Here is a 19005-nt window from a genome sequence, read left to right on the forward strand (position 1 = left end):
GCGCAAAATCACCTTAACCCTACGGATCTGACCTACCGCCTGAAATCGGTTCGAATACCTCGACCAAGCGGGGCGACGCAGGGGCTGGTGCGGCCGGCTCAGCCTCCGAGGGCGCGGGTGACCACCGTCAGGTCCTCGTCGCCGAGACCCCGGTCCACCAGCTGTTGCCACTCGACGCCGAGGCACTCGGCCACGGTGAGGCGGCCCGCGTCGGCCACGCCGTCCAGCGCGAGCCGGACGTCCTTGAGCGCGAGCCGGAGCGGGTACTGCGGCGAGTAGTCGTCCCGACCGATCCGCTCCAGCTTCTCCGCGGCCCACGGGGCGACGATGGGGCTGCCGTGGAGCGCGTCGAGCATCGCGGGCCGGTCCAGCCCGAGCGCCCGGCCGAGTGCGAGCGACTCGGCGATGCCCTCGTTGACGAAGGCGAGCAGCAGGTTGACGACCAGCTTCAGCCGCGAACCGGCACCGACCGGCCCGGCCCAGACGGTACGCTGCCCCACCGCCTCGAAGACCGGCGCGATCCGGTCCCGAACCTCCTCGGGGCCGGAGGCGAGCACCGCCAGCTTTCCCTGCTCGGCCGGGCCCCGGCTGCCGGACACCGGCGCGTCCAGCAGGACGACCCCGGGACGCCGCTCGGCCACCAGCGTGGCGACCCGTTCGGTGCCCGCGACCCCGATGGTGCTCATCTGCGCCCAGATCGCGCCGTCCGGCATCGCCGCGAGCATGCCCTGGTCGGTGGCGATGGAGAGCACGGCGTCCGCGTCGGTGACCATCGTGATCACGATGTCCGCCTCGCGCACCGCGTCCGGCGGGCTCGGGGCGACCTCTGCGCCCTGCTCGCCGAGCCGCCGGGCCGGCTCCGGGTTACGGTTCCAGACCACCGTGGGCAGGCCGGCGTCGAGTATCCGGGCGGCCATCAGCCGACCCATGCCGCCCAGTCCGAGTACGGCCACCCGCTGCGTCCGCGCCATCCGCACACCTCCCCCGGCAGCGTACGGTCGGCGGACGGTGATGATGGCGGGAACGACGAGGCTGAACCGCCCTCGCGCCCCTGATGCCGGTGCTTTGCCCGGCGACGACGGTCCACAGCGGATAGGGTCGGGGCCTGATGCGGACGAAACAGGAGCTGGGCGAGGCCATCCGGCGCGACCGCAGGGCGGCACTGGTCGTCAACGCCCACTCCCGCCGAGGTCGCCACCAGTACGAACGGGCCTGCGGCCTGCTCGCGGCGGCCGGCTTCGACCTGGTCGCGAATCACCCGGTGGAACAGGTCGACCGGCTCGAGTCGGTCCTCGCCGAGGTCGCGGACCTCCGGCCGGACCTGCTCATCGCCGGTGGCGGCGACGGCACTCTCAGCGCGGCAGCGCGGTTGCTCGCCCACCGCGACATGGCGCTCGGGTTGTTGCCGATGGGCACCACCAACAACTTCGCCCGGACCGTCGGTATCCCGCTCCGTCTCGACCAGGCCGTCGACGTGCTCGTCGACGGGACGGTGGTCGACGTCGACCTCGGTCTCGCCGGTGGCACCCCGTTCACCAACCACGTCGGCATCGGGCTCTCCGCCGACATCATGCTCACCACTCCGCCGCGCCTGAAGCGTCTCACCGGACGGGTGGCGTATCCGCTGACGGGGCTGGCTCTGCTCACCCGGCACCGGCCGCTGCGGGCCACCATCCGGGCCGGCGGCGGCGAGCACACGTACGTCACCCGGCAGTTGTACGTGGCCAACGGCGGGTTCCACGCCGGACGGCCGATCACTGCGGACGCCGACGCCGACGACCGGCTGCTGGTCGCGTACCCGGTCGGTGGACCGAGCCGTCGCGGGCTGCTGCGGGACGCCGTCCGCAACGCCACGACCGGCCACCGGCGCACCTTGCACGAGGAGCCGTTCCTCGCCGTCGGGGAGCTGTGGGTGGACACCGACCGGCCCGCGGTGGTGGAGGTCGACGGCGAGTTGCACGGCCGTACACCGATCCGGATCGGGCTGGCCGCGAACGCGCTACGGGTGATGGCTCCGGTCGGGACGGTCGACCGCTAGTCCACCTCGCGTCGTCGAATGGTTATTGCCAACGCATTAATCAGGCATGACGATTGATGGTCAGGGGGGCCCTTCCATAAGGAGGTTCTTCATGACCGAAGTGACTGAGGCCCCGGACGTCCGCTCCTATCCGCTGGGAAAGAGTCGCCCTCCGCTCGCCGTCGCCGATCTACCCGAGCCGGAGGAGGTGTTCGGCGTACGCAAGCTCGGGCTCCCCCAGTTGTTCAAGTACGCGCTGGGCCCGAGCCTGATCGCACTCGGCATCTCGATCGGCAGCGGCGAATGGTTGCTCGGCCCGCAGGCGGTGGGGCAATTCGGTTTCGTCGGGGTGGGATGGGTGATCCTCATCTCGGCCGTACTCCAGACCTTCTACAACATCGAGTCGTCCCGGTACGTGATGGCCACGGGCGAGGCGCCGGTCGTCGGCTGGGGGCGGGTGCCGCCCGGCTATCTGCTCTGGGTGCCCGTGGGGGTGTTCCTGGTCATCTTCGCCTTCATCGCCGGCGGCTGGGCCGCGTCCGCAGGCCAGGGGCTGTACGCGCTGGTCCACGGCGAGGTGCCGCCGACCGGGGCCGAGGAGCCCCGGCTGTGGGCGATCGCCCTTCTCGTGCTGGTGTTCCTGATGACCGCGGCGGCCCGGCGCATCAGCCGGACGCTGGAGCTGGCCAACTGGGTGATGGTGGGGACCATCCTGGTGGCGCTGCTCTTCATCGCGCTGCTCGTCGTGCCCGGCAGCCTGTGGTGGGACGGCATCCGCGGATTCGTCACCCCCGCCGCGCCGCCGGCCGGCATCACCGCCACGCAGCTCGGCGGGCTCGCCGGTTTCACCGCACTGGCCTCAGGTCTGAACTGGTACGTGATGGGCCACTACCGCGACAAGGGCTACGGCATGGGCTACCGCACCGGCTACATCTCCGGGCTGCGGGGCGACCGGCGTGAACTGCTCGCCAGCGGCGTCACCTTCCCCGACGACCCGGCCAACGCGGCCCGCTGGAAGCGGTGGTACCGGCTGCTGCTCACCGACATGTGGGGCATCTTCTTCGTTGGCGCCATGTTGGGCATGCTGCTGCCCACCATCCTGATGGCCCAGGCGGTGCAACTCTCCGGCGAGGCGCCCACCACGGCGACCGTGCCCACGTTCGTCGCCAGCGCGCTCGAACCGGAGTACGGCCGCGGGATGTTCTACTTCATGCTGGTGATCGGCGTACTGGTCCTGTTCAGCACGCAGCTCGGCATCTTCGAGGGCATGGTCCGGGTGACCACGGACGCCGCACACGCCACCAGCCCGCGGTTGCGGCGCCTGATCGAGGGTGATCCGCGCCGGTTCTACTACCCGTTCATGCTCCTGCTGCTCGTGATCATCGCGGTCGTCCTGCACCTGGCGCTGCCGGTCAGCCTGGTGCAGTGGTCGGCGAACATGTCCAATCTCGGGGCGCTGATCTTCCCGTTCATGCTGATCTATCTGAACCGCCGACTGCCGCGCGCCGCGCGCCCCCGGATCTGGCATTACGCATTGCTTCTCATTAATGTGATCTTCTTCGGGTTCTTCTTCATCAACTTCATCGCCGATTTCCTGGGCGATCCGCTTGTCACGTTCTGATCCACGCCGGTCGCAGTGTCGACAGGGGCCCCTTGCCAATCGGTGGATGCGATGGCACGGGGCCTCTCCCGCCAGACCCTTTTTCCACACACGTTCGGCGGCAGCGCCGCGTGAACCTTCGCCGGCAGCGCCGGCAGCGCCACGTAGACCTGCGACGGCACGGCCGGGCGCGCCGTGCGGTACGGGTCGACGGGGCTGGTTCAGCGCAGCAGGTCGCCGACCGGTCGGGCGCGGATGGAGGCGTCCAGGATCTGGACGGTGTGGGCGACGGCGAGGCTACCGCCGAGGTGCCGCACGCCGGCGGCGATCTGCATGAGACAGCCGGGGTTCGCGGTGACCAGCAGTTCAGCGCCGGTGGCGAGCACGTCGCGGGCCTTGCGATGGCCCAGCCGCTCGGCGGGCTCCGGGTTGAGCACGTTCCACACCCCGGCCGATCCGCAGCAGATCTCGGGATCGGCGATCTCGCGCAGCTCGAGACCCGGCACGGCGCGCAGCAGCTCGCGCGGCTGTGCCCGTACGCCCTGGGCGTGTGCCAGGTGGCAGGCATCGTGATAGACGACAGTCACCGGCAGCGGGTGGCGCGGCGCCACCGGCCCCAGCTCCGCGAGCAGCTCCGACAGGTCACGCACCGTTGCGGCGAACGCGGCGGCCCGCCTCGCGTACGCCGGGTCGTCGGCCAACAGCTCGCCGTACTCCTTGAGGGCGGAACCGCAGCCGGCCGCGTTGACCACGAAGTAGTCGATTCCGGCGGAGTCGAAGGCGTCGACCAGCGCCCGGGCGAAGCGCTGCGCCTCGGCCCGCCGGCCGTTGTGGACGCTGAGCGCACCGCAGCAGCCCTGCCGCTCGGGGAGGATCAGCACGTCGCACCCCTCGGCGGCGAGGACCCGGGCGGTGGCCGCGTTCACCTCCGGGAAGAAGGCGTGCTGCACGCAACCGGTCAACATGCCGACCGTCGCCCGCCGCCGCCCCTGCGCGGGCACCCGCGCCGGGATGTCGCTAACCGGCCCGATCCGGGGCGCCAGCGAGTCCAGGGCGGCGAGCGGCGGAGCAAGGCGCGGCAGCAGGCCGGTGCGGCGGACGAGCCGCCGCAGGCCGCTGGCCTGGTACGCCCGCAAGGGGCCACGCAGCAGGCGCAGCCGGCGCGGGTACGGGAAGAGCGCGAAGACGGCCGCGCGCAGCGCCCGCTCCCGCCGGGACCGGCGATGCCGCCGCTCGACCTGCTGGCGGGTGTCCTCGATGAGCCGGTCGTACCGCACTCCGGACGGGCAGGCGGTGACGCAGGCCATGCAGCCCAGGCAGCGGTCGACGTGGGCGACCATCGACGGGGTGAGCGGCTCGCCGTCGAGTCCCTGCTTCATCAGGTGGATCCGTCCGCGCGGCGAGTCCATCTCCTCACCCCACAGCACGTAGGTGGGGCAGGTGGGCAGGCAGAAGCCGCAGTGCACGCAGTCGTCGACCAGGTCCCGCCGGGGTGGGTGGTCGTCGTCGAAGGCCGGCTCGCCCGGCGCGGGGGCGACCGGCCCCAACACGTCGTGCGGTCGTCCACGCTGGGCGGGAATGTCGGTCATCTCAGATCCCTCCCACGAAACGGCCGGGCGCGAAGCGCGCTTCCGGATCGAACTGCGCCTTGACCCGGCGCATCAGGTCGAGCCCTGCGACCGGCCCCCACAGGTCGATCCACTCCCGGACGGCGGGTGGCGCGGTCAGCACCACGACGTGCCCACCGGCCGTCCGCGCCTCGGCGCGCAACTCCGTGACGATCCTCGCCGCCAGGTCGGGTGCCGTGGCGGCGGGCAGGCCGCCGTAGAGCACGCCGGTGCCGGCCGAACCACGGACGGCCAGCTGCACCCGGTGCCGACGTGCCGCCTCGCCGACGACCGCGAGCAGCCGGGGGACGCCGGAGAGTGCCGCGGTGAGCTTGAGCCCGACGTCTCCGGGCCGCCACGGGTAGGAGGACCACCAGTGGGGCGGTTCGTCGGCGACGGCCGCCCCGCCGAGCAGCGCCCGGCCGGCGGCGGCGCGTTCCCGGACCCCCCGGTCCGTGCCCTCCAGCAGCACGGCGATCTCCATACCGCCGTCGGGTGCCGCGTCGACCTCCAGGGCGCTCGGGGCCAGCTGCCACCCGAGGACGGCGGCGGCGAGGCGGCCGGCCTCGGCGGCATCGGCGGCCCGGCGGGTCAGGAAGGCCCGCGCGGCCGGGAGCGGGTGCAGCCGGAACGCGCACTCGGTGACCAGGCCGAGCGTGCCGTACGCGCCGGTGAAGAGCTTGCCGAGGTCGTAGCCGGCGACGTTCTTCACCACCTTGCCACCGGCGCGGGCCACCACCCCGTCCGGCCGTACCACGGTGATCCCGATCAGCAGGTCGCGGACCGTGCCGTACCGCATCCGGCGGGGTCCGCTGGCGTTCGTGGCCACCACACCGCCGACGGTGGCCGCCGCGCCGGGCGGCAGCGGTGTGTCGAGCGCGAGTTGCTGACCGGCGGGGGCCAGCTTCGCCTGGAGATCCGCCACCGCGGTGCCGGCCCGGACCACGACGATCAGGTCACCGGCGGCGTGCTCCACGACGCCGGTGAGCCGGCGGGTGCGCAGCAGCAGGTCCAGGCGCCGCGGCGGGCCGGCCCAGTCCTGCTTGGTCCCGGCGCCGGCGACGACCACGGCCAGGTTCCGGCCGGCGGCCACGCGCAGCAGCGCGGCGGCCTGCTCGGTGGAGCCGGGAGCCACGACGTACCGGGGCAGGACGCCGGCCACCGCGTCACCGGCCCCGGCGGGACGCGCCCCGTCACCGCCGGCCGCCGCGGCGAGGTCGGCGAGGACGTCGTCTGGCATCAGAACACCTCCGCGAGACCGGCTTCCTGTAGCGGGTGCACACCCCGACGCCGGCCGGGCACCTCACCGCAGAGCCGAGGGGTCGGAAAGACCTTGCCCGGGTTGGCGAGGCCGCGCGGGTCGAAGGCGCACCGGAGCAGTTGCATCGTGTCGAGGTCGTCGTCGCTGTACATGCGTGGTAGGTAGCTGACCTTGTCCATGCCGACGCCGTGCTCGCCGGTGATGGAGCCGCCGTACGCGATGCAGATGTCGAGGATCGCACCGGAAACCTCCTCGGCCTGCTCGGCCTGACCCGGCACGGCGTCGTCGAAGAGGACCAGCGGATGCAGGTTGCCGTCGCCGGCGTGGAAGACGTTCGCGACCCGGACGCCGCGCTGCGCGGAGATCTCCGCGATGCGGCGCAGCACCTCGGGCAGCGCCGTACGCGGGATGACCCCGTCCTGGACGATGTAGTCCGGGCTGATCCGGCCGACCGCCGCGAAGGCGGACTTGCGTCCCTTCCAGATCAGCGCCCGCTCGGCGTCGTCGACGGCGACCCGGATCTCCCCGGCGCCGTGCTCACGGCAGAGCCGCTCCACGTCGGTGAACTGCGCGTCGACCTCGGCGGCCGGGCCGTCGAGCTCGACGATCAGCACGGCGCCCGCGCCGGCCGGGTAGCCGCACTGCACCGCCGCCTCGGCGGCCTCGATGGCGAGCGCGTCCATCATCTCGATGGCCGCCGGCACCACGCCCGCCGCGATGATCGCGGAGGTGGCCGCGCCGGCCTGGTCGGTGCCGGCGAAGCCGGCCAGCAGCGTACGCACCGACTCCGGTGAGCGGGTGAGCCGCACGGTGACCTCGGTGGTGATGCCCAGCGTCCCCTCCGAACCGACGAAGGCACCCAGCAGGTCGTAGCCGGGCGCGTCGGGGGCGGCGCCACCGAGCCGGACCAGGTCGCCGTCGGGGGTGACCACCTCCAGGCCGGTGACGTGGTTGGTGGTGAAGCCGTACTTCAGGCAGTGCGCGCCTCCGGAGTTCTCCGCCACGTTGCCACCAATCGAGCAGACCTGCTGGCTCGACGGGTCGGGTGCGTAGTGGTAGCCGTACGGCGCGGCGGCCCGGGTGACGTGGAGGTTGATGACGCCGGGCTCGACCACGGCCCGCTCGTCCTGCGGCAGGACCGCCCGGATCGCGCGCATCTGGGAGGTGACGACGAGCACTCCCTCGGCGTGTGGCAGCGCCCCGCCGGACAGGCCGGTGCCCGAACCGCGGGCCACGAACGGCACGCCGGCGTCGACGCAGGCGCGGACCGTCGCCGCGCACTCGGCCGCGGTGCGGGGCAACGCCACGAGGGCGGGGATCACCCGGTACTGGGCGAGCCCGTCGCACTCGTAGGTGCGCAGCTCCTGCCGGTCGCTGATCACCTGGGCGTCGCCGAGCACGGCTCGCAGTGCCGCGGCGAGGGTGCTGATGTCCGTCGTGGTCATCGCCGACCTTCCGTCGCGGCCCCAGGTGTCAGGGCATCCGTTCGTACGCGGGCAGGGTGAGGAAGTCCACGAAGTCGTCGGCCACGGCGACCTCCATGAACAGGTCCCGGGCGGCGATCCAGTCGGCCCGGTCACCGGGCAGGCTCGCCAGTTCCTCGTCGGCCAGCCGCTCGATCAGCTCCCGGTCGACCTTCTCGCCGGTGTCGTCGAGGGTGACCCCGTTGTGCAGCCACTGCCAGACCTGGGAGCGGGAGATCTCGGCGGTGGCCGCGTCCTCCATCAGGTTGAAGATGGCCACCGCGCCGGTGCCGCGCAGCCAGCTCGCGAGGTACTGGACGCCGACGCTGATCGCGTTGCGCAGCCCCGCCTCGGTCTGCCGTCCGGGCGTAGCGGCCACGTCGAGGAGCTGAGCGGCGGTGACGCGGACGTCCTCGCGGGTGCGGTCGAGCTGGTGCGGCCGGTCGCCGAGGACGCCGTCGAAGACCTCGCGGCAGATCGGCACGAGGTCGGGGTGGGCCACCCAGGAGCCGTCGAAACCGTCGCCCGCCTCGCGGGTCTTGTCCTCGCGTACCTTCGCCAGTGCCGTCTCGTTGACCTGCGGGTCGCGGCGGCTCGGGATGAACGCGGCCATGCCGCCGATGGCGTGCGCGCCGCGCCGGTGGCAGGTCCGCACCAGCAGTTCGGTGTACGCGCGCATGAACGGCGCCGTCATGGTCACCGCGTTGCGGTCCGGCAGCAGGAAGTCACGGCCCCGGGTACGGAACGTCTTGATGACGCTGAACATGAAGTCCCAGCGGCCGGCGTTGAGCCCGGCGGAGTGCTCGCGCAGCTCGTAGAGGATCTCGTCCATCTCGAACGCCGCCGGGTAGGTCTCGATGAGCACTGTGGCGCGGATGGTGCCGCGTGGGATGCCGAGCCGTTCCTGGGCCAGCAGGAACACGTCGTTCCAGAGCCGCGCCTCCAGGTGGCTCTCCATCTTGGGCAGGTAGAAGTAGGGCCCGCTGCCACGGTCGAGTTGACGCCTCGCGCAGTGGAAGAAGTAGAGGCCGAAGTCGACGAGGCCGGCCGAGGTGCGTTCGCCGTCGACCAGGATGTGCTTCTCGGTCAGGTGCCAGCCGCGCGGCCGGACCACGATGGTGGCCAGCTCGCCGTCGCGCAGGATGTAGCGCCGGCCGTCCGGAGCGGTGTGGGTGAGTGTCTTCTCGATCGCGTCGCGCAGGTTCAGCTGGCCGCCGATCACGTTCTCCCACAGCGGCGTGTTCGCGTCCTCCAGGTCGGCGAGCCACACCCGCGCCCCCGAGTTCAGGGCGTTGATGGTCATCTTCGCGTCGGTCGGTCCGGTGATCTCCACCCGCCGGTCGACGAGACCGGGCGCAGGCGGGGCGACCTGCCAGTCGCCCTCACGGACGTGCTTCGTCTCGGGCAGGACGTCCAGCATCCCGCCGGCAGCGATCGCGGCTACACGTTCGGCACGCGCGGCGAGCAGCTCTCGGCGGCGGGTGTCGAAGGCGCGGTGCAACTCGGCCAGGAAGGCGAGCGCCGGTGGAGTGAGGATCTCGTCGTGGCGGTCGTGCCGGGGGCCGACGACCTCGACGCCTTCGGGCAGCTGCATGACACGCTCCTCGCCGTGGCGGGTGGCCAGGGATCGATCCACGGGAATTGCTGCGGTCGACTCTAGTGGCACCGGGGACGAACCGCGAGGGGCCGGCGCCCGACGGGTGCCATCGTCATCGATCATTGCCGGGGGGCGGCTTCGGGCTGGCGTCCGTCGTCCGCGTTCCCGGTGACACCGGGGCGGTCCAGGTGGAGCAGGCTGATTTCGCGGACACCCGTCCGCAGAACGGGCGGAGACATGGTGCAGCAATCATCGGGCCCGCTGGCCGGCCTGCTCGTCGCGGACTTCTCCCGGATCCTCGCCGGCCCGTACGCCACGATGCTCCTGGCCGATCTGGGCGCGCAGGTCGTCAAAGTGGAGGGCCCGGACGGTGACGACACCCGTACCTGGATGCCCCCGACCCGCGACGACGTCTCGACGTACTACCTCGGCATCAACCGCAACAAACGCTCCGTCGTGCTCGACCTGAAGGACCCGGACGACCTCGCGGCGGCCCAGGAACTGGTCCGCCGCGCCGACGTGGTGATCGAGAACTTCCGCCCCGGCGGTCTCGCCCGGTTCCGCCTGGACTACGACACCGTCGCCGCCACCAACGAGAAGGTCATCTACGCGAGCATCAGCGGCTTCGGCACCGGCACCGGCGCGAACCACCCCGGCTACGACCTGATGGTCCAGGCGGTCTCCGGCCTCATGAGCCTCACCGGCGAACCGGACGGCCCGCCCTACCGCGCCGGCGTCGCCGTCTTCGACGTGATGGCCGGGTTGCACGCGAGCCTCGGCATCCTTGCCGCCCTGCACCACCGCGGGCAGTCCGGCCGCGGCCAGCACGTCGAGGTGAACCTTCTCAGCTCCGCGCTGTCGGGGCTGGTCAACCACACCAGCGGCTACGTCGCCGGCGGCACCGCCCCGTACCGGATGGGCAACGCGCACCCCAGCCTCTGCCCGTACGAGCCACTGCCCACCGCCGACGGCGAACTGGTCGTCATCGCCGGCAACGACGGCCAGTTCCGCAGGCTCTGCCAGGTGCTCGACCTGCCGGACCTGCCCGACGACCCGCGTTTCGCGCGCAACCGGGACCGCACCGCCAACCGGGAGCAGTTGCGGACGCTGCTCGTCCAACGGCTCGCCCAGCGCACGAAGAACGAGTGGTTCCGGGAGTTGCTGGCCGCCGGCGTGCCGTGCGCACCCATCAACACCGTCGACGGCGGCGTTTCGCTCGCCGAGGAACTGGGGCTCGACCCGGTGGTCACCGTCGGCGGCGTGCCGGGCATCCGCCACCCCATCACCTTGTCGGAGACCCCGGCACGGTACGAACTGCCACCGCCCGAGCTCGACGAGCACGGCGAACAGATCCGTGCGTGGCTGCGGGGCCGAACCTCCGAAATGTAGCAATCCTTCCTGACAGCTCATCGATGTGTAGCTAAGTTTCGGCCATCCGGACTGGAGCGTCGTCGTCGATGAAGACCCGTCTCGTCATCAACGGGCTGTGCAACGGCGCGGGCACCGACGCGGCATGGTTGCTCGCCGACGGGTGGTCGCCCGCGCGCAGCCGAGCCCACCGTGGCGTTCTCCGCTCCCCCGGCCGGTACGGCACCGGCCGGGGGCGGGGCTGTGGCCCGGGTCGACGGGGTCGGGCTCGGCGGGCCGGCGTGCGGGCCGAGGGCACATTACCTGCGGACCGACGACCACCCCGCACGACGACTTCCGCAACCATTGCCTTGGCCAATCCCCCCCGTATCCACGGCCGACAGAAATGTATACAACGAAACCCCGCAGCGACGATCCCGGCGCCAGGACGGGCCCCGGCCCGCACTGGAGTGCAACCGATTATTGACTCCGATGCCGAGTTGCCGTTCAACAACATGGGGCAGAATGCGAATGCACTCGATTCCGGAAATTCGCCGCTGCACGGCGGGCCGGCGGGCGCCAATGCGCCAACGTACTCGCTGGTAGCCGTAACCGACGCCCCCAGACCGGGCGCAACCAGGCGATACAGGGAAAAGGGTTCCTGTCAAAACTCGGTCACCTTGTCATGAACATGACAATGCCGAGATCGCGAGCCATGAGACTCCATTTATGAATGCCTACGTGCAAATATTCTTAACCAAACCGAGATAAAGCCCGGCTAGGGTCACTCCGCAGATTGATCTGCGTCATCCAGGAACCATCCCGGTGTCAGTGGGGAAACCGGAAGAGGTGGGGAATGCGGGGGATCCCGGTCGCATCCATGGTCATCGGCATCGCTTCCGCGCCGGCCGCGCGCCGGCAGCTCGCGCAACTGCTCGGCGGCACGGAGGCGTTCCTGATCGTCTCGAGCGTCGATCAGGCGAGAGAATTTCTCGGCGGAGCCGAGAAACCGGCCACCGAGGCGGAGATCCGCCCGGTACGGGCCATCACGGTCGACGCCGGGCCCGGCGCCACCGCGCCACCGCCACCCGCACCACCGGCGCCGGCGCCGGCGCCGGCACTGACTGTCGACTCGGACCGGCGGGTGGCGCGCTGGCTGGACCGCGAGATCAAGTTGACGCGCCTGGAGCACGACCTTCTACTGTGTCTGATGGGCGCGCCCGGCCGGGTCTGGACCTACGAACGGCTGCACCTCAAGGTCTGGGGCAACAAACACCTCGGGCGCGGCTCCGACATGCATTCGGTGGTGCGCAGGATACGACGGAAGCTCGCCACGCTGGACGCCTCGGCGACCATCGACTCCGTCCGCGGAGTGGGCTTCCGGCTCGCCTCGGCCTGACCGGACAGGCGCCCCGGCGGCCGGAGAACGCGGCTGCGCGCCCAGCTGGGGCACGGCAGCCAGGCCTGACCTCGCCGCCGCACCCGGAGGTTGCGCCCTCAGGGCCCCTCGGGCCGCGACATCGCGCATGTTGTGCCCTCGCCCGGGGCCGACCCACAGCACGCCGTGCGGCGGGTCCAGGAAGGGGTCCGGCCCGCCTGGTGGGACCAGGCGGGCCGGACGTCGTGCGTCAGCGGTCAAGCGTCAGCACTTGGTGGGAGACAACGCGAAGTCCTCCACCGTGGGCGTGCTGGTGTTGATCTTCGCCGAACGGGTCTGGGGCTTCCAGCCGTCCTTGGCGACGATCATGGTCAGCGGGTTGTTCCGCTTGTCGAGCCAGTAGGCGTACTTACCCTCCGCGTTGGTGGAGAGGGTGAGCGAGCTCGCCCACGAGTCGACCTGGACGGTCACGCCGTTCAGCGGAGCAGCACCGCCCTGGCAGCTGTTCCCGGTGACCGTACCCATCAGCTTGCCCCAGGTGTTCGGAGCCTGCGCGGTCATCGACACGGTCACCGGATCCACCGTGTACGGGGTGTTCTCCTTGATGGTGACCTGGCCGGTGTAGGTGCCCGGCTGGTCGACGTTCGCCGTCATTCCGACGGTGACCGTGACCTTGTCACCCGGCGCCAGCGTGACCTCGGACTTGTCGATCGTCAGCCAGCTGACGTCGGCGCCGCCGACGGCGCACTCCTCGAAGCCGGGCAGCACCTCGCTCTCCCGGGTGGGGGTGAAGCCACCCGAGGAGCCGCCGACCTTGTAGAAGCCACACGCCGCACCACCGCGGTAGCGCGGGGCGTTGGCGTTCGGCAGGTTCTCCCACGACCCGGTGCTGGGGTCGAAGGCGAAGGCGGCGTTGGTGACGGCACCAGCCTGCACACCACCGACGATCAGCAGCTTGCCGTTGGCGACAGCGAACGACGAGGCCCACTGGTCGACCGGCGCGTCGGCGATCGGGCTCCAGGTGTTGGCACCCGGGTCGAAGACGTAGCTGGCCTTGTGCGCGGTGGCACCGTCGTTACCGCCGGTGCAGTAGATCATGCCGTCGATCCCGCCGCAGGAGGCGAACGCCACCGACTTCGGGTACTCGGGCAGCGTCTCCCAGCTGTCGCCGGCCGGGTCGTAGCGGACCACGGTGCTCGACATCGGCGTGCAGGCCGAGCTCGTGCAGCCGCCGATGGCGTAGAGCTTGCCGTCGGCGATCGCCTGCCCGGCCGCGGCGCGCGGCGCCGGGTTGTCGGCGAGCTGGCTCCAGGAGTCGGCGCCCGGGTCGTACGCCCAGGTGGTGCCGGACGGGCCGGCAGCCGCCCAGCCGCCGGTCGCGATGATCTTGCCGTCGAGGACACCCACCGTCAGGGCGTTGCGTGCCTCAGGAAGATCGGCGATCGGCGACCACGTCTGGGCGACCGGGTCGTACACGTAGTTCTTCGTGCTGGACGCGGACCCGTCACCACCAGCGATCGAGTACACCTTGCCGTCGAGGTTCACCACCCGGTTGTCCATGACGACTGCCGGGTAGGCGGGCAGGTTCGTCCACGGGTCGGCCTGGGGGCCGACCGCGGTGGCCGCCGTCGACGACTTGCCGGAGGCCTGGGCGGCGAACGAGGTCGCCACCTTCAGCCGCTGCTCGGGCGCACCCTCGGCGCCGAGGATCTGCTGCCGGCTCACCCGGGACCCGTCGGCCCGCTGGAGCTCGAAGCCGGCGTCGCGCTCACCGAACGCGACGTCGACCGGCGCGCCGCCGGTGTTGGTCACGGTGAACGTCTTGCTGGCCTTGCCACTGGGCATCTTGGCCGTGCCGCTCAGCGTGCCCGGGGTGACGGACAGCTGGCCGGCCTTGAGCTGGAAGTTCGTGCCGGTCGCCCAGTCGGCCTGGACGTCGACGTTCTTGCTCTGGCTGACGTAGTTGCCGGCCGTCGCGGTGAACTTGTGCGTGCCGGTCAGCGAGGAGAACATCCAGTAGAAGCCGTCCTCGAGACCGGTGTCGTCCGGAGTCGCCACCGTGGTGACCTTCTCCGCCGGCTTGTCGGCGCTGGTGACCGTGGCACCGTTGACGTACCCGCCGGTGTTCTTGTCACGGACGTGGCCGAACACCAGGGCGCCGTCGGTCGGCTCGCAGGTGACCTCGCTGCCGATGAGCACGTTGTCGACCTGCCACCACCACTCGTACGCGGCGTCGTAGTAGTGGAACCGCACGCGGACCTGCGACTGACCCGCGGCCTGCGGGATCGCCACCTCGGTCAGGCGCGGACCGGCGGCGTCGTTCGTCTGGTTGAGGACGTTCGTCCAGGTCTCGCCGCCGTCGAGGCTGAGGTCCACGTCGGCCTTCTCCGGGCCGAGCCAGTTGAAGTCCTGGTTGAACCGGATCACCGGCGCGGTGACGTCGCTCAGGTCGACGACCGGGCTGACCAGCGAGGTGTCCTGCTGCCCGCTGCCGCCGTAGCGGTCGCTGTCGACGTTGGCGAAGCCGCCGTTGCCACCGGTCAGGTTGCCCCGGTTGCCGTCGTCGGTGAACTTCCAGACCTGGCCGTTGCCCAGGTGGTCCACGACCTCCCAGCCGCTCGGCGTGGTGCCGCTGTTGAAGGTTTCGAACTCACCGTCGGAGCCGTAGCCGTAGCCGGGCGCCGTCTCGCACGCGTCCGCCTTCGCGGGCACGGCGACGTTGGTGACGACGTTGCGCGAGGCGACGACGACCTCCTTCGTCACCGTCTCGTAGCCCGGGTACACCGACTCGACCTTCAGGCTGTAGGTCGCCCCGGCCGGAACCTGGAGGCTGTAGCGGCCGTTGCCGGGCGCGGTGTAGTCGGACAGGCCCGACGGGCCCACGACCGTGACCTTGGCGTAGAGCGGCCAACCGTGCCCGGAGCCGTCGGTGACGGTACCGGTGATGTTGACGCTCGGCACCGCGTCGAGCGCGATGTTGAGCGTCGTGGTCCCGTTCGGCGTGATCGTCGCGGTCGCCGTCTTCTGCGCGTACCCGAACGCGGTGATCACGACCTGGTAGTCACCGACCGGAAGCAGGGACGAGAACTTCCCGTCCGCCCCGGTGCTGAGCTGCCGGTCGGCCGGGCCGGTCAGGGCCACGGCCGCACCCGCGAGCGGGGCACCGGTGCCCGCGTCGGTGACGGTGCCGGTCACGGTGCCGGTGTCGCCGATCGGCGCGGAGTTGAGCAGCGCGAGCGCGTCGAGCCGGCCCTCACCCCACACGTTGTTGTCATCGGCGGTGCCACCGCACTGCGCGTCGTTGGTGTCGACGGCGCTGTCGTCGAGCAGCCCGCGGGTCGCGTTGACGTCGCCGACCATCCCGGGCGCCGCCGACCACAGCAGCGCGATCGCGCCCGCGAGGTGCGGGGCCGCCATCGAGGTGCCGCTGATGCTCGCGTACCCGTTGCCCGGCACGCTGGACCGGACGTTCACGCCGGGAGCCGAGATGTTCGGCTTGATCCCGCCGTTCTGCCCCGGGCCACGCGCCGAGAAGGAGGCGATGTTGTTGTTGATGTCGTACGCGCCGGCCGAGTAGTTGCTCTCCAGGCTGCCCGGAGAGCCGCTGCTCTGGCAGCCGGGGCCGCTGTTGCCGTTGGAGAAGACGCCGAAGATGCCCGACGCCGTCCAGGCCAGGGTCACGTCCTCCATGAACGGGTCGTTCGACGGCAGGACGGTGCCCCAGGAGTTGTTGATGATGTTCGGCCGCTTGGTGACGTCGCCGTTCTGGCCGTTGAGGTCGGTCGGCTCGAGCATCCACTGACCGGAGTTGATCAGAGCGGCGTCGCTGGGGCAGCAGCCGTTCGCGGCGATCCACTTGACGCCGGGGGCGACACCGATCTGGTTCGCCCCACCGTCGGAGCCGGCCATCGTACCCATGGTGTGGGTGCCGTGGCCGTCGCCGTCACAGGGGGCCGCCGCGCAGGTGCCGGCGGCGTTGAACCAGTTGTAGTTGTGGTCGAACGTGCCGTCGCCGTTGTTGCCCCTGTAGGAGCCCACCAGCGCCGGGTGGTCGAACTGGACGCCGGTGTCGATGTTGGCGATCGTGATGCCCTCACCGGTGACGCCGTACTGGGACCAGACGTCGTCGGCGTTGATGTTGGCGATGCCCCACTCGAGGGCGTTCACGGCCTTCTCGGCGTCCCCCTCGGTGGTCTTGGGGATCTGGTAGGCGACCGGGGCGTAGAGGGCCTCGACCTCGGAGTGCGCGGCCATCTTCTGCGCCAGCCCCAGCGAGCCGCCGCTGACCCGGATCGCGTTGGTCGCCCAGAAGCTCTGGTACTTCGCGCCCGTGCCGTAGAGCTCGGCCTTGACCTTGGCCTGGCTCTCGTCGGCGGCCTTCTTGAGGGCGGCTACCACTTCGGCGCCCCGCTTGTTCCAGTCCTTGTTCTTGCTGGCCTGGCTCAGGTCCGCCCGGTCCTTGAAGCGGATCCAGAAGTCGCTCTCGGCCTTGCCCTCGAGCTGCTTGGTGAGTTCCGGACGGATCTTGTCCGCCGGAGAGGGTGCGCCGGTGCCGAAGCCGCCTGATGCGGCCTGGGCGCCCGAACCCGTGGCGGCGAGCGCTGTGGCGACGAGAACCGTCGCCGCGCCCGCGCTCACCAGGGATCTGGCGACGCGTGTCCAATGTGGACGTCTGAACATTCGGTGTTGCCTCCTTCAGGACGACCCAGGGGGTTGAATGGGCCATGGTGAAGGTGCAGGACGATCGTCCCCGTCTGGATACCGGTTCGGACGATCCCCTCCAAGCCCCCCCATGCACCGCGCGGGTCACGCCGGTTGCCCGGTTGGACACTATGATCGAGATGAATGGACGATCAAGCACATGCGGTGAGCAAGTTGTCACTAAGAGTTTGTTGGCAACGGTTTGACGCCTGCCAACAATTGTCACGGCCAAGATCAATGCGGGCAGAAACTGCCCGTCATTCCCGGGATGGGTACGGTGGGCGAGGTCGACGAGATTGCGGTGCCGGACGGTCCTGATCCGGCCGAGGAGCTGTATCCGCTGGTCATCGCGGTGGCGCCGTCGCCTGCCGAGCGGTTGCGGCTCGCGGAGCGCCTCGACGGCGTCGCACCACTGCTGCTGGTGGCCGATGTCGACGAACTGCGTCGGTTGATCGCCGTCCCGCGCCACCTGTCCGGGGCGACGCCGGCGCCACCCACCCCGCCCGATCCGGTCGACGACGCACTGCTGATCGACTCGGCCCGGTCGACCGCGCGCTACGGCGACCAGGAGGTCGCGCTGACCCGCCTCGAACACGATCTGCTGACCTGTCTCAAGGCCGAGCCGGTGCGCGTGTGGAGCTACGCCGAGCTGCACCGGGCGGTCTGGCGCGACGAGGGCCTGGAGCGCCGGGCGGACGTACAGTCACTGGTCAAGCGACTGCGGCGCAAGCTGGGCGAGCTCGGCACCGGCGTCACCATCGACGCGGTACGCGGCGTCGGCCTCCGGTTGACCGACCACCGGCAACCACGGGTCGGCGGCGGCTGACGTTGCCTTTTTCGGGCAGCCGTTACCTGGCCGGTGCGCGTCACTGGTCGAAGGCCAGCGGGGACGCGCCCACCTTCGCCGCGAGCAGAGGTGAGTGCCTCCGGAGGTGACGGACCTGCCATTCGAGCGTCGGCAGCGAGTCGACCCGCCCGACTCCGCCGTAGTGGCTCGCGAGCAGATCCTTCATCCCGATGAACAACCACGCCCAGAAGGTCGGCCGCACCAACGCCCATTCGCCGTCCGACAAGGGGCGCACCTCGTCGTAGCCCCGCAGGACGTCATCGTGGTGGCCACGCCAAGACAACGCGAAGTCGGCCACCTGGTACGTGTGGTGGGTTCCCTCGAAGTCGACGACGCCGGTCAGCCGGCCGTCGTCGAACAGCAGGTTCCAGGGAACGAAGTCGCCGTGGACGACGCTGCGCGGAGCGTTCCCGACGGGATTGTCGGTGAACCATCGCAGCGCCGCGTCACGGTACGCCCGCAGCGCCCGCCCTTCGTCCGGGCGGGCGGCCTCGTGCACGCGCAGCCAGTGGTCCAGCACCGGGTCGCGCACCAGCTCCGCCGGGAGGGTGAACCCACGCCGCTGGTCGACGATGCCGGTGGCCGCGGCGGACGCGTGGAGCTCGGCGAGCAGCCTCCCCCGAGCACGCTCCTCGGCGGGCCTGTCCGCCTCGGCCGGGTTCGGTGATCGGCCGGGGAGGCGATGGAAGAGCACCCACGCGCCGCCGGCGACGCTCACCGGCTCCTCGGCGAGCTCCGGGGTCGGCCACCCCTGGGCGCGCAACGCCGCCGCCACCCGCAGCGTGTAACGCCAGTCGGGAAAGCGCTGCGGATGCAGGTGTTTGACCACGAACGGCTCGCCACCACGGGTGACCGCCCAGGTCCCCTTCCCGCGGTGCCCGAGCGCCGGCCCGGGCGTCAGTCGCCACCGCGCGCACACCTCGCGGTCGAGGCCCTGCTCCGCCGGCGCTCCGTTCACCGCGCCCCTGCTCCGCACCGGCTCGGTCACTTGTCACACTCCCGTCCCCTGATCCGGCCGGGTTCGCGGACGTGCCCGCGGACGGTACCGCTCACCCGCATGCCGTTCGATGCCTGGTACTCAGCATGCCGACATTGATAGCGATGAGTTTACATGTAATGATTAACACAATTAACAGTTTGGTCCGCCGTCCCGACCGAGCCCCTACCACCGACCAGGCCTGACAGCC

General features: G+C 70.9%; 12 protein-coding genes. 5 read left to right on the forward strand and 7 right to left on the reverse strand.

The window, feature by feature from the left end:
• Positions 1 to 98: 98 nt before the first annotated feature.
• Entirely contained in the window at positions 99 to 971 is an 873-nt protein-coding gene (locus AB0F98_RS20045; RefSeq protein WP_357737355.1) for an NAD(P)-dependent oxidoreductase, read from the reverse strand.
• A 137-nt stretch (positions 972 to 1108) separates the two neighbouring features.
• Here AB0F98_RS20045 and AB0F98_RS20050 point away from each other — a divergent pair, with 137 nt between their 5' ends.
• On the forward strand, positions 1109 to 2038 hold the full coding sequence (locus AB0F98_RS20050) for a diacylglycerol kinase family protein (RefSeq protein ID WP_357737357.1): 930 nt from the start codon (positions 1109 to 1111) through the stop codon (positions 2036 to 2038).
• A 91-nt stretch (positions 2039 to 2129) separates the two neighbouring features.
• Positions 2130 to 3638 (forward strand): Nramp family divalent metal transporter, encoded by a 1509-nt coding sequence (locus AB0F98_RS20055; protein ID WP_357737359.1) that lies wholly within the window; start codon positions 2130 to 2132, stop codon positions 3636 to 3638.
• Between the two features lie 200 nt (positions 3639 to 3838).
• On the opposite strand, the gene AB0F98_RS20060 is transcribed toward AB0F98_RS20055, so the two are convergent.
• The 4 genes from AB0F98_RS20060 to aceB are packed head-to-tail and all read right to left on the reverse strand — an operon-like array spanning position 3839 to position 9542.
• Positions 3839 to 5206, reverse strand: a complete 1368-nt coding sequence (locus tag AB0F98_RS20060) for a heterodisulfide reductase-related iron-sulfur binding cluster (protein WP_357737361.1) — start codon at positions 5204 to 5206, stop codon at positions 3839 to 3841.
• Between the two features lies 1 nt (position 5207).
• Positions 5208 to 6464, reverse strand: a complete 1257-nt coding sequence (locus AB0F98_RS20065) for an FAD-binding oxidoreductase (protein WP_357737363.1) — start codon at positions 6462 to 6464, stop codon at positions 5208 to 5210.
• The gene (locus tag AB0F98_RS20070) at positions 6464 to 7930 is read right to left on the reverse strand and encodes an FAD-linked oxidase C-terminal domain-containing protein (RefSeq protein WP_357737365.1); all 1467 of its coding nucleotides are present in this window, start codon (positions 7928 to 7930) and stop codon (positions 6464 to 6466) included. The genes AB0F98_RS20065 and AB0F98_RS20070 overlap by 1 nt, the downstream gene beginning before the upstream one ends.
• Before the next feature lie 28 nt (positions 7931 to 7958).
• A complete protein-coding gene (gene aceB / locus AB0F98_RS20075) occupies positions 7959 to 9542 on the reverse strand; it encodes a malate synthase A (RefSeq protein ID WP_357737367.1) in 1584 nt (527 codons plus the stop codon).
• Positions 9543 to 9782: 240 nt separating this feature from the next.
• On the opposite strand from aceB, the gene AB0F98_RS20080 reads away from it, so the two are divergent.
• Positions 9783 to 10934 (forward strand): CoA transferase, encoded by a 1152-nt coding sequence (locus AB0F98_RS20080; protein WP_357737369.1) that lies wholly within the window; start codon positions 9783 to 9785, stop codon positions 10932 to 10934.
• 814 nt (positions 10935 to 11748) lie between these two features.
• Complete coding sequence (locus tag AB0F98_RS20085; protein WP_357737371.1) at positions 11749 to 12291, forward strand: winged helix-turn-helix domain-containing protein; 543 nt, start codon at positions 11749 to 11751, stop codon at positions 12289 to 12291.
• Positions 12292 to 12534: 243 nt separating this feature from the next.
• Here the strand turns inward: AB0F98_RS20085 and AB0F98_RS20090 are convergent, their stop codons facing one another.
• Complete coding sequence (locus tag AB0F98_RS20090; RefSeq protein WP_357737373.1) at positions 12535 to 16950, reverse strand: S8 family serine peptidase; 4416 nt, start codon at positions 16948 to 16950, stop codon at positions 12535 to 12537.
• Positions 16951 to 17239: 289 nt separating this feature from the next.
• Between AB0F98_RS20090 and AB0F98_RS20095 the strand changes: the two genes are divergently transcribed.
• Entirely contained in the window at positions 17240 to 17797 is a 558-nt protein-coding gene (locus AB0F98_RS20095) for a winged helix-turn-helix domain-containing protein (protein WP_357737375.1), read from the forward strand.
• A 40-nt stretch (positions 17798 to 17837) separates the two neighbouring features.
• Here AB0F98_RS20095 and AB0F98_RS20100 read toward each other — a convergent pair whose 3' ends face one another.
• Positions 17838 to 18806, reverse strand: coding sequence for a phosphotransferase (locus AB0F98_RS20100; protein WP_357737377.1), 969 nt, complete (start codon positions 18804 to 18806; stop codon positions 17838 to 17840).
• Between the last annotated feature and the right edge of the window lie 199 nt (positions 18807 to 19005).

Origin of the sequence: Micromonospora sp. NPDC023737 (assembly GCF_040639715.1) — a bacterium.
GTDB lineage: Bacteria > Actinomycetota > Actinomycetes > Mycobacteriales > Micromonosporaceae > Micromonospora.